The sequence below is a fragment of the Sulfitobacter sp. 1A13421 genome (genome assembly GCF_043557285.1).
Lineage (GTDB): Bacteria > Pseudomonadota > Alphaproteobacteria > Rhodobacterales > Rhodobacteraceae > Sulfitobacter > Sulfitobacter faviae.
In genome coordinates this window covers 586,927-601,857 of sequence record NZ_JBIFFQ010000001.1, presented here as the reverse complement: position 1 = coordinate 601,857, position 14,931 = coordinate 586,927, and the positions used below count along the sequence as shown (strand labels likewise).

At 64.3% G+C, this 14,931-nt stretch carries 15 protein-coding genes; 9 read left to right on the top strand and 6 right to left on the bottom strand.

Features of this window, described 5'->3' with window-relative positions:
• Positions 1-4 precede the first annotated feature (4 nt).
• The gene (gene mobA / locus ACGYLI_RS02970; RefSeq protein ID WP_394416943.1) at positions 5-607 is read left to right on the top strand and encodes a molybdenum cofactor guanylyltransferase MobA; all 603 of its coding nucleotides are present in this window, start codon (positions 5-7) and stop codon (positions 605-607) included.
• Positions 604-2,367: a bifunctional molybdopterin-guanine dinucleotide biosynthesis adaptor protein MobB/molybdopterin molybdotransferase MoeA gene (locus tag ACGYLI_RS02965; RefSeq protein ID WP_394416941.1), complete on the top strand. Its 1,764-nt coding sequence runs from the start codon at positions 604-606 to the stop codon at positions 2,365-2,367. The genes mobA and ACGYLI_RS02965 overlap by 4 nt, the downstream gene beginning before the upstream one ends.
• A 9-nt stretch (positions 2,368-2,376) precedes the next feature.
• Here the strand turns inward: ACGYLI_RS02965 and ACGYLI_RS02960 are convergent, their stop codons facing one another.
• Together ACGYLI_RS02960 and greA are read right to left on the bottom strand one after the other, a co-directional pair.
• Positions 2,377-3,444 carry a hypothetical protein gene (locus tag ACGYLI_RS02960; protein ID WP_394416939.1) on the bottom strand — a complete coding sequence of 356 codons (1,068 nt, stop codon included), beginning with the start codon at positions 3,442-3,444 and terminating at the stop codon, positions 2,377-2,379.
• A 14-nt stretch (positions 3,445-3,458) separates the two neighbouring features.
• Complete coding sequence (greA, locus tag ACGYLI_RS02955) at positions 3,459-3,929, bottom strand: transcription elongation factor GreA (protein ID WP_394410518.1); 471 nt, start codon at positions 3,927-3,929, stop codon at positions 3,459-3,461.
• A 365-nt stretch (positions 3,930-4,294) separates the two neighbouring features.
• Here greA and ACGYLI_RS02950 point away from each other — a divergent pair, with 365 nt between their 5' ends.
• From ACGYLI_RS02950 to ACGYLI_RS02940, 3 genes are all read left to right on the top strand, one after another.
• On the top strand, positions 4,295-5,947 hold the full coding sequence (locus tag ACGYLI_RS02950) for a 4Fe-4S dicluster domain-containing protein (protein WP_394416937.1): 1,653 nt from the start codon (positions 4,295-4,297) through the stop codon (positions 5,945-5,947).
• 163 nt (positions 5,948-6,110) lie between these two features.
• Entirely contained in the window at positions 6,111-7,820 is a 1,710-nt protein-coding gene (locus ACGYLI_RS02945; protein WP_394416935.1) for a tetratricopeptide repeat protein, read from the top strand.
• Positions 7,817-8,689: a 4-(cytidine 5'-diphospho)-2-C-methyl-D-erythritol kinase gene (locus tag ACGYLI_RS02940; protein ID WP_394416933.1), complete on the top strand. Its 873-nt coding sequence runs from the start codon at positions 7,817-7,819 to the stop codon at positions 8,687-8,689. The genes ACGYLI_RS02945 and ACGYLI_RS02940 overlap by 4 nt, the downstream gene beginning before the upstream one ends.
• On the opposite strand, the gene ACGYLI_RS02935 is transcribed toward ACGYLI_RS02940, so the two are convergent.
• Positions 8,686-9,684 (bottom strand): polyprenyl synthetase family protein, encoded by a 999-nt coding sequence (locus ACGYLI_RS02935; protein WP_394416931.1) that lies wholly within the window; start codon positions 9,682-9,684, stop codon positions 8,686-8,688. The genes ACGYLI_RS02940 and ACGYLI_RS02935 overlap by 4 nt on opposite strands.
• A gap of 55 nt (positions 9,685-9,739) precedes the next feature.
• Between ACGYLI_RS02935 and ACGYLI_RS02930 the strand changes: the two genes are divergently transcribed.
• From ACGYLI_RS02930 to ACGYLI_RS02920, 3 genes are all read left to right on the top strand, one after another.
• Positions 9,740-9,955, top strand: a complete 216-nt coding sequence (locus ACGYLI_RS02930; RefSeq protein ID WP_040700850.1) for a DUF2007 domain-containing protein — start codon at positions 9,740-9,742, stop codon at positions 9,953-9,955.
• Complete coding sequence (locus ACGYLI_RS02925; RefSeq protein ID WP_271693046.1) at positions 9,952-10,719, top strand: tRNA1(Val) (adenine(37)-N6)-methyltransferase; 768 nt, start codon at positions 9,952-9,954, stop codon at positions 10,717-10,719. The genes ACGYLI_RS02930 and ACGYLI_RS02925 overlap by 4 nt, the downstream gene beginning before the upstream one ends.
• A gap of 100 nt (positions 10,720-10,819) precedes the next feature.
• Positions 10,820-10,984: a YdcH family protein gene (locus tag ACGYLI_RS02920; RefSeq protein WP_082852182.1), complete on the top strand. Its 165-nt coding sequence runs from the start codon at positions 10,820-10,822 to the stop codon at positions 10,982-10,984.
• Between the two features lie 159 nt (positions 10,985-11,143).
• Here the strand turns inward: ACGYLI_RS02920 and phbB are convergent, their stop codons facing one another.
• From phbB to ACGYLI_RS02905, 3 genes are all read right to left on the bottom strand, one after another.
• On the bottom strand, positions 11,144-11,866 hold the full coding sequence (gene phbB, locus ACGYLI_RS02915) for an acetoacetyl-CoA reductase (protein ID WP_209218289.1): 723 nt from the start codon (positions 11,864-11,866) through the stop codon (positions 11,144-11,146).
• A 75-nt stretch (positions 11,867-11,941) separates the two neighbouring features.
• On the bottom strand, positions 11,942-13,117 hold the full coding sequence (locus ACGYLI_RS02910) for an acetyl-CoA C-acetyltransferase (protein WP_209218288.1): 1,176 nt from the start codon (positions 13,115-13,117) through the stop codon (positions 11,942-11,944).
• Between the two features lie 163 nt (positions 13,118-13,280).
• The gene (locus tag ACGYLI_RS02905) at positions 13,281-14,123 is read right to left on the bottom strand and encodes an EAL domain-containing protein (protein WP_394410500.1); all 843 of its coding nucleotides are present in this window, start codon (positions 14,121-14,123) and stop codon (positions 13,281-13,283) included.
• 105 nt (positions 14,124-14,228) lie between these two features.
• Here ACGYLI_RS02905 and ACGYLI_RS02900 point away from each other — a divergent pair, with 105 nt between their 5' ends.
• Complete coding sequence (locus tag ACGYLI_RS02900) at positions 14,229-14,798, top strand: DNA-3-methyladenine glycosylase I (RefSeq protein WP_394410497.1); 570 nt, start codon at positions 14,229-14,231, stop codon at positions 14,796-14,798.
• Positions 14,799-14,931 lie beyond the last annotated feature (133 nt).

Genomic DNA, 14,931 nt, shown 5'->3' with positions numbered 1-14,931 from the left:
CTACATGAAACAACCACTTGGCGTCATTCTGGCGGGCGGGCAGGCGACCCGTATGGGCGGCGGCGACAAGGGGCTGCTGCCGCTGGGGCAGGGCACGCTTCTGTCCTCGGTGATCGACCGGCTGGAGCCGCAGGTTGCGGGGCTGGCGCTTAATGCCAATGGCGATCCGGCGCGGTTTGCCGACCTGGGCCTCCCGGTGCTGGCCGATAGTATCGAGGGCTTCACCGGGCCGCTGGCGGGGGTGCTCGCCGGGCTGGACTGGGCCGCCGAAGAGGGGGCCGAGAGCATTGTGACCGCTGCCGCCGATACGCCTTTCTTCCCCTGCGATCTGGTGCCGCGTCTGCTGCTGGCCGCCGATGGCATGGCCCATCCGCTGGCCCTCGCCGCCACGCCGGACGCCAAACGCGGCACGGCGCGGCATCCGACCTTTGGCCTCTGGCCCGTGGCGCTGCGCGACGATCTGCGCAGCGCTTTGGCGGGGGGGCTGCGCAAGGTGGTGCTCTGGACGGAACGCCACGACGGGCGCGAGACACTCTTCCCCGATGAGGCGGCATTCTTCAACGTGAACACGCCCGAAGATCTAGCGAAAGCAGAGGCGATGGTATGAGGGTTTACGGCGTCGTCGGTTGGAAGAACGCGGGCAAGACCGGGCTGATGGAGCGGCTGGTCTCCGAGATCACGGGCCGCGGCTTCACCGTCTCCACCGTCAAACATGCGCATCACACGTTTGACGTGGACCACCCCGGCAAAGACAGCCACCGCCACCGCATCGCAGGCGCGCGGGAGGTGCTTTTGGCCTCGGGCGCGCGTTTTGCCCTGATGCATGAGTTGCGCGGGGCCGATGAGCCGCCGTTGGAGGCGCATCTGGCGCGGCTCTCGCCCGTCGATCTGGTGCTGATCGAAGGCTACAAACGCGACGGCCATCCGAAGGTCGAAGCGCATCGGGCCGAGACGGGAAATCCGCTGATCGCGCCGGATGATCCGACCGTGCGTGCGGTGGCCAGCGACGTAGCGCTTGAAATGGACCGGCCCGTTTTCGATCTGAACGACACCCGTACGATTGCCGATTTCATCCTGCGCAACGTGGGGCTGATCGCCACCCCGGCGGCCGCCGCCACGCCCGCGCCGCCGCCCCTGCGCAACGACTGTTTCGCCCTGCCGCCCGGCGTGCATTGGACCCCGGTGAATGAGGCGCTGGACCTGCTGCGCGCGCGGCTTCCCGCGGTGACAGAGGCCGAGCCTTGCCCCGCCGCCAATGCCGGGGGGCGCATCTTGGCCGAAAATGTGACCGCCATCCGCGCCAATCCGCCGCTGCCCAATACGGCGGTCGATGGCTATGGCTTTGCCGGGAGCCGGGACGAGGGGCTGCATGAGATGCCGCTGGTGCCGGGCCGTGCAGCGGCGGGGGATCGCCCCGGCGCGGTGCCTGCGGGCCAAGCGATCCGTGTGCTGACCGGCGCGGCACTGCCCGAAGGCGTTGATACCGTCATTTTGCAAGAGGATGTGACCGCCGAGGGGGGCGTGCTGCGCTTTCACGGGCCGGTCAAACAGGGGGCCAACACCCGCAAGGCCGGGGAGGATGTGCAGGCGGGCGACGTGATCCTCGCCGCGGGCACGCGCATCGGTCCGGCGGAACTGGCGCTTTTGGCTGCCGCCGGTGTGGCGGAGGTGTCTTTGCGCAAAAGGCTCAAGGTCGGTGTGATCTCAACCGGGGACGAATTGGTCGAAATGGGCGCGGCGGCCCGCGCCGGGCAGATTTACGACGCCAACCGCCCGATGCTGCTGCAACTCGCCACCGAATTTGGCCATGAGGCGGTGGATCTGGGCCGCGTGGCCGACGACCGCGCCGCGCTGCGCGCGCGGCTTGATGCGGCGGCACAGCAGGTCGATGTGATCCTCACCAGCGGCGGCGCATCTGCGGGGGACGAAGACCACGTCTCGGCCCTGCTGACCGAAGCGGGGGCGATGCAGCTTTGGCGGATCGCGGTGAAGCCGGGGCGGCCCTTGGCGCTTGGGATGTGGCAGGGGGTGCCGGTCTTTGGCCTGCCGGGCAACCCGGTGGCGGCGATGGTCTGTTCGCTGATCTTCGCCCGGCCCGCCATGGCGCTTTTGGCCGGGGGCTGCTGGCAGGAGCCGCAGGGTTTTGATGTGCCTGCCGCCTTCGAAAAGCGCAAAAAGGCCGGGCGGCGGGAATACCTGCGCGCGCGGATGCGCGATGGCCGGGCCGAGGTCTTTGCCTCCGAAGGGTCGGGGCGCATCAGCGGGCTCAGTTGGGCCGAAGGGCTGGTCGAATTGGACGAGGCCGCCCGCGACATCACGCCGGGCGATACTGTCCGTTTCATCCCCTATGGCAGTTTTACCAGCTAGGGCCGCGCGTCAATCGAAGGTGCCCGCGCAGCGGCCCAGCAACATAAAGGCGCGGGCGGTGCGGGTGTCGGCCAGCATCGAGATTTCCTCATCCGTGGCCTGTTTCTCGAACTCCGCAAAGGTCCGGTCGAAGCGGCGCAGGAAGTGATGCGCGGCGTCACGAAAGATCGGGTCTTGCCGCATCCGCGCATTGGCCAGCGCCAGCGAGGAGCGATCCCGAATGCCGCCCAAAGGCGCGATGGTCCGGCCCCGCGCACCGCTGGCGAATTGCCGCCAGACTTCGGGGCGGGCGCGGTCGGGGCGCAGGTCGTCCATATAGATGCCGTCTTGGCTCAGCAGGGTCAGCACATCCTGCGCGGCCTGTACAAGCTGCGCGGCAGACCGGTCTTTCAACGCGCGGCGCAGTGCGTCGAAACCGGCCTGATCCTCCGCCGTTTCGGGGAAGTTGAGGGCGCGGGTGAAATCCTCGGCAGAAAGCGGCTGCGCGCTGTCGCCCGCCTGCGTGCCAAGCGCCAGCGTCGGCTGCTCTTCTGCGGCGGGCGGTGTCGGCGCGGGGGCCGGCTCGACGGGGCGCGATGGTGCATCGCGGCCCTGAAGTCCGGCCAGCGCAATCTCGGTCTTGCGGACGCTGGCGGCGAGTTCATCAAGCTTGCGTGCAATGCTGCCCTCGCCCGCCGGTTTGTTGCCCTGCTGTTGCGAGATATAGGAATGCCGGATCGCGTCGATCGCGGCTTGCAGACGTTGGCTTTCCTCACGCATGACCCGCCCGGCGCGGGCGGCGGTGGCCCCAACCCAGATCATCGCGACGGGCATGATCACCACCAGTAGGATCAACAGCCCGCGCAGCCCGCTGTCGGGCGTGCCCTCGGGCACCTCGGCGGCGATGAAGGTGAAATAGATCGCCGTGCCAAGCAGCCAGAGCGACGAAAGCGCGCCTGCGATGACCTCGATCTCGGTGATGCTATTGGCCTTGGGCCGGTCGTAGATGCCCATCGGTGTGGGGCGTGCTGCACCATTCCCGCCGCGCGGGGCGCGGGGGGCTTGCTCTGGGGATGCGGAAGCGTCGGGCTCTGCCATGTCAGCTTTCCCGTTCAAGCGTAGACGATCTTGAGAACCTCATAGGATTTCTGCCCGCCGGGGGTGCGCACCTCGACGGAATCACCCTCGTCCTTGCCGATCAGCGCCCGCGCGATGGGGGATTTGATGTTCAAAAGACCCTTTTCGATATTGGCCTCATATTCGCCAACGATCTGATAGGTTTTCTCTTCGTCCGTGTCCTCATCGACCAGCGTTACCGTGGCACCGAATTTGATCGAGCCCGACAGTTTCTTGGGGTCAATCACATCGGCGAGCGAGATCACGCCTTCAAGCTCTTTGATGCGGCCTTCGATGAAAGACTGTTTTTCCTTGGCGGAATGATACTCGGCATTTTCCGACAGGTCACCATGTTCACGCGCCTCGGCGATGGCCTTGATGATGGCGGGGCGTTCAACCGTTTTAAGCTGCTTGAGTTCGACTTCGAGCGCGGTGTGACCATCGCGGGTCATCGGGATTTTTTCCATGGCGGTGTGCCTACATAATGAGGGCCGCACCCGGGTTTTCGCCGGGGGGCGGCCAATTGCGTGTTAACTTGGCAGATACCTGACCCAAACTGCCCGCCAATTGCAAGGGGCTAACGGCGCTGAGATCGGCGGTTGACTGCCGTCAATCCGGTCCCGTTTTCGCCGTGCGGGCCGCGGCGCTTGGGTGGTGAAACCGGGTGCCGCAGCACTATCTCAAGGGGGAAGAACCGGCGGCCCGCAGGGTCGTGCGTCATGTTATGTCGCGGGGCCCACGTTTTGCGCAATAAACGCAGGGTCGCGATTGCATTGCGCGCGGCGGTGGTTTAGCCAAATCCAAACCGAATTTGCCGTGAGGGAGCACCAAAATGGCCGAGATTGAACGCGAAGCGATGGAATATGACGTTGTGATCGTCGGCGCCGGGCCTGCTGGCCTGTCGGCTGCGATCCGGCTCAAGCAGTTGGATGCCGATTGCAATGTTGTGGTGCTTGAAAAGGGCTCGGAAGTGGGCGCGCATATCCTGTCGGGCGCGGTGCTTGACCCCTGCGGGCTGGATGCGCTGATCCCCGATTGGAAGGAAAAAGGCGCGCCGCTGAACGTGCCGGTGAAGGAAGACAACTTTTACCTGCTGGGCGAGGCGGGCAAGCTGCGCATCCCCGAGTTTCCGATGCCCCCGCTGATGAAGAACCACGGCAACTACATCGTGTCGATGGGCAATGTCTGCCGTTGGATGGCCGAACAGGCCGAGGAACTGGGCGTCGAAGTCTTCCCCGGCATGGCCTGTTCGGAACTCGTCTTTGGCGAGAATGGCGAAGTCAAAGGCGTTGTTGCCGGTGAGATGGGGCGTCAGGCCGATGGCACCCCCGGCCCAAGCTATGAGCCGGGCATGGAGCTGCACGGCAAATATGTCTTCCTCTCCGAGGGCGTGCGCGGCAGCCTCAGCAAGCAGGTCATTGCGAAATACGGGCTGGATGAGGGCAAAGAGCCGCAGAAATACGGTCTTGGAATGAAAGAGATCTGGGAGATCGACCCCGCCAAGCACAAAGAAGGCACCGTGACCCATACAATGGGCTGGCCGCTCAACAGCAATGCGGGCGGCGGGTCGTTCATCTATCACCTTGAGAATAATCAGGTTTACGTCGGCTTCGTTGTTCACCTCGGCTACAAGAACCCGCATGTCTTCCCATACATGGAATTCCAGCGGTTCAAGCATCACCCGATGGTGGCCGAACTGCTCAAAGGCGGCAAACGCGTGGCCTATGGCGCGCGGGCGATCACCGAGGGCGGCTATCAGTCGATGCCCAAAATGGTGGCTCCCGGCGTGGCGCTGTTGGGCTGTTCGGTGGGCATGGTCAACGTGCCGCGCATCAAGGGCAACCACAACGCCATGCTCTCGGGCAAGGCAGCGGCTGAGGCCGCCTATGCCGCGATCCAAGCGGGCCGTGGCGGTGATGAGCTGACCGAATATGAGACCGATGTTCGTGAAGGGCCGATCGCGACGGACCTTAAGAAGGTGCGCAACGTGAAACCGCTGTGGTCGAAATACGGGCTCACCGCGTCGCTGGCGCTTGGTGGCTTTGACATGTGGACCAACACGCTCGGCTTCTCGCTCTTGGGCACGCTGAGCCATGGCAAATCCGACGCCGAGGCGACCGAGCCTGCGGATAAGCACAAGAAGATCGACTACCCCAAACCCGATGGCAAGCTCAGCTTTGACCGTCTGACCAATGTGGCCTTCTCCTTTACCAATCACGAGGAGAGCCAGCCTGCGCATCTCAAGCTGAAAGACCCGAGCATTCCGGTCGAGGTGAACCTGCCGAAATACGCGGGCCCCTCGGCCCGCTATTGCCCGGCGGGGGTTTACGAGTTCGTCGAGGATGACAAAACCGGCGAGACGCGGTTCCAGATCAACTTCCAGAACTGCGTGCATTGCAAGACCTGCGACATCAAGGACCCGACGCAGAACATCGTCTGGACCACTCCGCAGGGCGGCGACGGGCCGAACTACCCGAATATGTGAGCCATCGCCAAAGGCACAGTTAAAGGACCGGCACGCGCAGGCATGTCGGTCTTTTTCGTCTTTTCGGCGAAATCCTGTCTGCCCCGGGCGACATCACCGCCCCGCCATTGCGCCCCGGCACGAAGATGATAGCCTGCGTGCAAAGCGATATGAGGCGGTTTGCATGTTTCGGAATGTCCTAGGTTTCACCAGCGTTGCGGCGCTTTGCATCGGCCTGTCGGCGCCGCTGATGGCGCAATCGGTCGCAGGCCCCTATCTGGCGGGGCGTCATGCCGCCGTGAACAGCGACTACCCTGAGGCCGCGCGATACTACACCGAAGCGCTGGCGCGGGACCCGAAGAACATCGAACTGATGGAAAGCGCGGTGTTGTCCTATCTCTCGCTCGGGCGGGTGGAGAAGGCGCTGCCGCTGGCACGCAATATGATCACCCTCGGCACCAAGAGCCAGGTGGCCGAGATGACCCTCGTGGCCGCTTTGGCGAAAGAGGGCGATTACAAGGCCCTGCTTGAACGCGATACCTCGGCCATCGGCCCTTGGGTCGGCGGGCTGGTGCAGGCGTGGGCGCATATGGGGGCGGGCGATGTCACCGCCGCGCTAAAGGCTTTCGACAGCCTGAGCGAAGAGGCCGGGATGCAGGGCTTCGTGATGTATCACAAGGCCCTCGCGCTGGCGAGCGTCGGCGATTTCGAAGGGGCGGAGGCGATCTTTGCCAGTGGTGAGGCAGGGGCCGCAGGCCAGACCCGGCGCGGCGTGATGGCCCATGCCGAGATTCTTGGCCAATTGGGGCGCAGCAAGGATGCGCTGGCCGTGCTATCGGACGGTTTTGGCGCGGATAGCGACCCCGAAATCGCGCGGCTGATCGAAGGTTTGCAGCAGGAAACGCCCGCGCCCTTCAGCCATATGCCCGACGCCCAAGCGGGTATGGCCGAGGTGTTTTTCACCTTCGCCGCCGTGCTGCGCAATGAGGCGGCGGGGGACTACTACGTTCTGCTTTATTCCCGCATCGCCCGCTATCTTCGCCCCGAACATATCGACGCGCTGCTGCTGACGGCAAGCCTGTTGGAGAACCTTGGCGAGCATGATCTGGCGATTGCCGAATATAAATCCCTGCCTGCCGACAGCCCGGCCTATCACGCCGCCGAACTGGGCCGCGCCGATGCGCTGCGCCGCTCGGGCAAGACCGCGCAGGCCATCGAAGTGCTGGAGCAATTGGCGCGTAGCCACGGCGATCTGCCGGTCGTGCATTCCACGCTGGGCGACATGCTGCGCGCCGAAGAGGAATACGAGGCGGCCATTGACTCCTACGACGCGGCGCTGGAGCGCACGCCCGAGGGCGCCCGCGCCCGCTGGGTGCTGTTCTACGCCCGCGCCATCGCCAAGGAACGCAGCGGCGATTGGGAAGGCTCCGAAGCCGATTTCCGCGCCGCGCTTGAGTTGAACCCCGAACAGCCGCAGGTGTTGAACTACCTCGGCTACTCGCTGGTCGAACAGCAACGCAACTTGGATGAGGCGCTGGAGATGATCGAACGCGCCGTCGCCGCCAGCCCCGACAGCGGCTATATCGTCGATTCGCTGGGTTGGGTGTTCTACCGGCTGGACCGCTACGAAGAAGCGGTTGAGCAGATGGAGCGTGCGGTCGAGTTGGAGCCGGTCGATCCGGTGGTGAACGATCACCTCGGGGACGTCTACTGGGCCGTGGGCCGCAAGCGCGAGGCCGAATTCCAGTGGCGTCGGGCGCTCTCTTTCGTTGACCTGACGGATGCGGATTCCGAGGCCGACCCCGAGCGGATGCGCCGCAAGCTGGAAGTCGGGCTCGACGCCGTGCTGGCCGAAGAGGGTGCGGCCCCGCTCAAGGTTGCTGCGGACGAATGAGCCTTTCAAAGGATGGGGCGCCCGCCGACCCCGGCGCTGCGGCGTCGCGAATGGCTTGGGCCAAGGTGAACCTGACCCTGCATTGCACCGGCCAGCGGGCCGACGGCTATCACTTGTTGGATTCGCTGGTGGTGCGGGCCGGTGTGGGCGATCGGCTGGATGTGGCCGCCGCGAATGATCTGACCCTGACGGTCAGCGGCCCGCGGGCCGAAGGGGTGCCGACCGATGCGCGCAACCTTGTCCTGCGCGCGGCAGAGATGCTGGACGCAGGCGCGGGCCGTGGCGCAGCACTGCATCTTGAGAAACACCTGCCCGCAGCGGCGGGAATCGGGGGCGGCTCTGCCGACGCGGCGGCGGCCTTGGAGCTGCTTGCGGCGCATTGGGGCGTTCCGCTGCCCGCAGAGACGGCGCAGCTCGGGGCGGATGTGCCGGTCTGTCTGACCCGCGGCCCGCAGCGGATGCAGGGGGTGGGGGAGATCCTCGCGCCGCTCTCCGCGCTGCCGGCTTGCCATATGGTGCTGGTGAACCCCGGCGTCGATGTGCCGACGCCCGCTGTCTTCTCGGCGCTCAGCGACAAGAACCAGCTGCCGATGCCGAAGGTGATCCCGAGCTTCGCGCGCTTTTCCGACTTCATTGATTTTCTGAGCGCACAACGCAACGACCTTGCCGCGCCCGCCATCGCGCGGGAGCCGGTCATCAGGGTCTGTCTGGAGGCGCTGAGCGATGCGGCGCTGGCGCGAATGTCCGGCTCGGGCGCGACCTGTTTCGGCCTCTACGCCACGGCGGCGCAGGCCGAGGCCGCGGCCCATCGCATCGCCAGCGCGGCGCCGCGATGGTGGGTCGCCGCCGCGCCGATCTTGGCCGCTTAGCTGATCCGGGCGACGACGTAGTCGGCTAGATCGATCAACATGTCTTTCAACTCATGGTCGGGCAGGGGGGCAAGCGCCGCTTTGGCCTTCTCCGCCCAATCACAGGCATCGCGCTGCGTCGCGGTGAGCGTGTCGTGTTTGGCCATAAGCATCAGCGCATGGTCGAGGTCGCCCTCTTCCTGTTTGCCCTTCTCAATGGTGCGGGTCCAAAAGGCGCGCTCTTCCTCGTCGGCCTTGGCCACGGCTTTGATCACCGGCAGGGTCAGTTTGCGCTCGCGGAAATCGTCACCGACGTTCTTGCCCGTGGCCCCTGTATCACCCTGATAATCCAGCAGATCGTCGACGATCTGGAAGGCAATGCCAAGGGCGTCACCATAGTCATAGAGCGCCGTGACCTGATCCTCCGGAGCATCGGCGATCACGCCGCCCACCTCGGTCGCGGCTGAGAAGAGCGCCGCTGTCTTGCCGCGCACGACTTGTAGATAGACCTGTTCATCCGTGGCCAGATTCTGCGCGGCGGTCAGTTGCAGCACCTCGCCCTCCGCGATGGTCGCGGCTGCGTTCGACAGGATGCGCATCACCGGCATCGAGCCCGGCTCGGTCATCAACTGAAAGCTGCGGGCAAAGAGGTAGTCCCCGACCAGCACCGACGACTGGTTGTCCCACAGAAGGTTCGCCGTAGGCCGCCCGCGCCGTTGGGCGCTTTCGTCCACCACATCGTCGTGCAGCAGGGTCGCGGTGTGAATGAACTCAACCGTGGCGGCCAGATGGACGTGATAGGGGCCGTCATAGCCGCACATCCGGGCCGCGGCCAGCGTCAGCATCGGGCGCAGGCGCTTGCCGCCCGCTTCGACCAGATGGGCGGTTACCTCGGGGATGCGGGGCGCGTGTTTCGACGCCATCCGCTCGCGGATCAGGGCGCTGACCGCCGCCATATCATCGCTTAGATAGGCCGCCATGCGGTCGTGCGGTTTGCCCGTTGCATCACTTTTCATCATCATTTCCCGCGTCCCGCTCGACATGCCGGTGATCCGGCTCTACATCTTTGATATGAAGGAACTTTTGCGCAGCACCGACATGACCATCATCGCCTTTGCCACCGCCCTTCTCAGGGGGGAGGATATAGACTGCTTTGAAATGGACGTAAACATGAGCGTGCTCGAAGGGGGCATCGGGATTTTCCCGCGCCGCCTGATGGTGCATCCTGATGACCATGACGCCGCCCTGCGGGTGATGCGCGACAATGAGATTCCGCTGGGGCTGTGACCCGTTTCACCGAAGACGACCTGACCTGCGACGCTTTTCTCGGCGGCAAGCTGCACCTCTGGCAGCCGCGCCGGGGGCGGGGCTATCGCGCCGGGGTGGACCCGGTTTTGCTGGCCGCGAGCATTGAAGCCAAGGCAGGGCAGAGCGTGCTGGAGCTTGGCTGCGGAGCCGGTGCGGCGGTGCTTTGTCTGGGGGCGCGGGTACCGGGGCTGACGCTGACGGGCTGTGAGCTGCAACCCGCCTATGCCGAACTGGCGCGGCGCAATGGGGGCGCGGCGCTGGAGGTGGTGGAGGCCGATCTGACCGAGATGCCCCTGCATCTGCGCCAGCGACAATTTGACCACGTTCTTGCCAATCCGCCCTATTTCGACCGGGCCGCCTCGGTCCAGTCCCGCGATCCCGGGCGCGAGACGGCCTTGGGTGAGGCGACGCCCCTGCGACAATGGGTCCGCACCGCCGCGCGGCGGCTAAAGCCCAAGGGGCAGGCGCATTTTATCCATCGCGCGGAACGGCTGCCCGAGATTCTGGCGGCGCTGCCGCATGAGATGGGATCGGTCGAAGTGCTGCCGCTCGCCTCGCGCGCGGGGCGGATGCCGGAGTTGATTCTCTTGCGTGCGCGCAAGAACGGACGCGGCGCTTTTCGGCTTTATCACAGCTTTGTCATGCACCGTGGCGCGCGGCATGAGGGGGACGGCGATAGCTATGTGCCGGAAATCGAAGCGGTCCTGCGCCGGGGGGCGCCGCTGGTCTATCCTACTTCTTAAGCGTTTCTTTACCAACTTCACCCCTATGCTGCGGTGCCGCGTGACTTGTGGGTCGCGCTGTGGTCCACTGAAATTCTACACACCAATCATGGAGGATTGTATGGCTTTGAACGCACATCTGGACACCCTGAAGCGCAAGCATCAGGCGATGAGTGAGGCGGTGGAAACCGCGCAACGCGCCCCCGGTATGGACGATTTGAAAGTGGCTTCCATGAAAAAGGAAAAACTGCGTTTGAAAGAGGAGATTAGCCGCCTGTCGAGCTGACCCTCGCCGCGCAATGCGGCGTTTTGATCGCTGTCGTTCCGCTTTGGCGGGGCGGCAGGCTGGATGGCTAGTAAAGGACGCAGTCGGGTTCTGTTTTCCCATTAAAAAGGCCAGTCTTTGGAAAAGACTGGCCCATTAAATTTCCAGAACATCGGCCCGTCAGACGACGAATTGCGCCCCATTGGCCGAGATGGTCGAGCCATTGATGAAACCCGCATCGTCGGAAACGAGGAAGGCCACCGCGCGGGCGATTTCTTCTGGCTCTCCCAATCGCCCGGCGGGGATCTGCGCGATGATGCTTTCACGGACTTTTTCGGGCACCGCCATGACCATATCGGTCGCGATATAGCCGGGGCAGATGGCATTAGCGGTGATGCCCGCGCGCGCGCCTTCTTGGGCCAATGACTTCACGATGCCCAGATCACCCGCCTTGGTCGCGGCATAGTTCACCTGCGCGAATTGCCCCTTTTGCCCGTTGATCGAAGAGATCACGACAACGCGGCCGAACTTGCGTTCGCGCATGCCGGGCCAGACCGGGTGGATCGTGTTGAAGACGCCGGTCAGATTGGTGGCGATGACTTCATTCCACTGATCGGGGGTCATCTTGTGAAAGGGCGCGTCGCGGGTGATGCCCGCATTGGCGACCACCACCTCGATGGGGCCAAGCTCGGCTTCGACCTGTTCGATCCCCGCTTTGGAGGCGTCGTAATCTGCCACGTTCCATTTATAGGTCTTGATGCCGGTCTCTTCGGTGAATTTCGCGGCGGCTTCGTCATTGCCGGCATAGGTGGCGGCGACGGTATAGCCTTTGTCTTTCAGCGTGGTCGAAATGGCGGCGCCAATCCCGCGACTTCCCCCGGTGACCAAAGCGATGCGTGACATGTAATCCCTCCCTCAAGGTAATGTTCTTGCAAATGCATGTTTCGGCGCGCAAGAAAGTTGCGCGCCGATTTAGTCTTAGGGGCGCTCTAGGCACATGGCAACACCCATACCGCCGCCGATACACAGCGTCGCCAAACCTTTCTTGGCGTCACGGCGCTGCATTTCGAACAGAAGAGTGTTGAGCACCCGCGCGCCCGAGGCGCCAATTGGGTGGCCAATGGCGATGGCACCGCCGTTGACGTTCACGATTTCCGGATCCCAGCCCATCTCCTTGTTCACGGCGCAGGCCTGTGCGGCGAAAGCTTCGTTGGCTTCCACCAAATCGAGGTCTTCGGGCGACCAACCGGCTTTCTCCAGCGCCTTGCGCGATGCATAGACGGGGCCGACGCCCATGATCGACGGGTCGAGACCGGCAGTGGCATAGGAGGCGATCCGCGCCAGCGGCTGAATGCCGCGCTTTTCGGCCTCATCCGCGCTCATCAGCAGCGCACCCGCCGCACCGTCGTTGATGCCCGAGGCATTGGCCGCGGTGACGGAGCCGTCTTTGGTGAAGGCCGGGCGCAGCTTCTGCATCGCTTCGATATTGGCGCCGTGGCGGATGTATTCGTCCTGATCGACGACCGTCTCGCCCTTGCGGGTCTTGATGGTGAAGGGAACGATCTCATCGGCGAACTTGCCAGCCTTCTGCGCGGCTTCGGCCTTGTTTTGCGAGGCGACGGCGAATTCATCCTGCTGGTCGCGGGAGATCTGCCATTTCTCGGCCACGTTCTCGGCGGTTTGGCCCATGTGGTAGCCGTTAAAGGCATCCCAGAGACCGTCGCGGATCATCGTATCGATGAACTGCAAATCGCCCATTTTCTGGCCCGCGCGGAGGTTCTGCGCATGGGGGCTGAGGGTCATGTTCTCTTGCCCGCCAGCGGCCACGATATTCGCGTCACCAAGCTGGATGTGCTGGGCCGCTAACGCCACGGCGCGCAGGCCCGAGCCGCAGACCTGGTTGATGCCCCAAGCCGCGCTCTCTTTCGGCAGCCCTGCGTTGATATGCGCCTGACGCGCCGGGTTCTGACCTTGGGCGGCGGTCAGCACCTGCCCCAGAATGGTCTCGGAGACTTCGGACGGGTCCACCCCGGCGCGGGCCACCAGTTCTTTCAGAACGGCGGCACCAAGGTCATGGGCGGGCGTATTGGCGAACGCTCCGCCGAAACTGCCCACGGCGGTCCGGGCGGCGGATGCGATGACGACATTGGTCATGATGTGACTTTCCTCTACCTTGTTGGGCGGGGGCACACCGACACGCGCCATCGTCGGGCGTGGGCGCTCCCGTCCCTCTGAGGTAGTGATAGCGGATGCGCTGCAATGCGGCAACTGAGCAGGCAGCCCGCCGCCGCAGCCCCGGCGGCCTGCCCGCGCGGGCCTAGCCGGTGGCCCGCACCCGGTCGAAATTCAGCCATGGGGGCCGGGTGGTTGGCGCGGCGAAGTGGTAGCCTTGCAGGCAGTCGACGCCCATCTCGGTCAGCACCGCCGCATCGGCGGCGTTCTCCACGCATTCGGCCACGGTCAGCATGTCGAAATGCGTGGCGATGGACATCAGCGCGGCGGTCAGGGCGCGGTTGTCGGGGTTGGTGGCGATGCCCCGAATGAACTGCCCGTCAAGCTTCAGGACATCAAAGTAGAAATCCTTGAAATAGCGGATCGCCGTTTGCCCCGCCCCGAAATCATCCATGGCAAAGCAGATGCCGTGGGGCTGCAACTGGTTCATGAAGCTCGTCACAAGTTCCGGCACCATCATGGCCGAGCTTTCCGTGATCTCAAGGATCAGCCGCTCGCCCAAGGTGGCATCGCGGGCCAGCCAGTGGCGCAAGACGCGGGTCCATTCCTGATACCCGATGGAGCGGGCGGACATATTGATCGACAGTCGAAGCCCGGGATGGTGGTGCAGCGCGTTCAGCCCAAGACGCAGGGCCAGAACATCCACCTGCCGCCCGGTATCCGTGTCCTCGATCGCGGGCATGAAATCCTTGGCCGGAATCACGCGACCCGTGGGATCAAGCAGGCGGATCAGCCCCTCGTGAAAGGCGACATTCGCTGGATCGCTGGCCAGCATGACAGGTTGAAACGCCAGCAGCGTTTGGCGATGGGCCACGGCCTCGCGCACCATTTCAAGCGTCGCGGCATCGCGCTGCATCACCGCATGGTTCAGCGGGCTGTCCCCACCGGGGGGAACGTCGGCGAAAGGGCGTTGGAATCGACGGGGCACGGCGGTACTCTCTTGCTGTCCTGCGATTGGTATGGGCGCAAAGGTGATAATACGGTCTTAATCGGCGGCGATTTCCGCGGTGGATCGCGCGAAGGAGAGCCGAAGATGCAGCGCTGTGACTGGGCCGGGGATGACCCGATTTACCAAGCCTACCATGACACCGAATGGGGCGTGCCTGAATACGACAGCCGCGCGCTTTGGGAGAAGCTGATCCTTGACGGGTTTCAGGCGGGGCTAAGCTGGATCACGATCCTTAAAAAGCGCGATAATTTCCGTGCGGCCTTTGCCGGGTTCGACCCGCATCAGATTGCTGAGTGGGGCGAGGCGGATGTGCTGCGCCTGCTGGGTGATCCGGGCATCATCCGCCACAGGGGCAAGATCGAGGCCGCCATCACCAACGCGCGCGCATGGCAGGAGGTGGAGGCGCGCGAGGGGTTCGACGCCTTCATGTGGCGCTATGTCGATGGCAAACCGCTGCAAAACCGCTTTGCCACACAGGCCGAGGTGCCGCCGAAGACCGCCTTGTCCGAGCAGGTGAGCAAAGACTTGAAGAAAGCCGGTTTCAAGTTCTGCGGGCCGACGATCACCTATGCCTGGATGGAGGCCTGCGGGTTGGTCAACGATCATATCCTGACCTGCCACCGCCACGCACCCTGCGCCGCCATGGCGCGGTAGCGGCGGGACGTATCAAATTTGCTGAAAGTCCCCCGTTGACTCCCTGCCATGGCGCCGTATAAGCGCTCCTTCATTGGTGTTGGTGGACCCCGCAAGGGGAAGCCTGTCGGGCTTCGGCCAAAGGACAACGCCC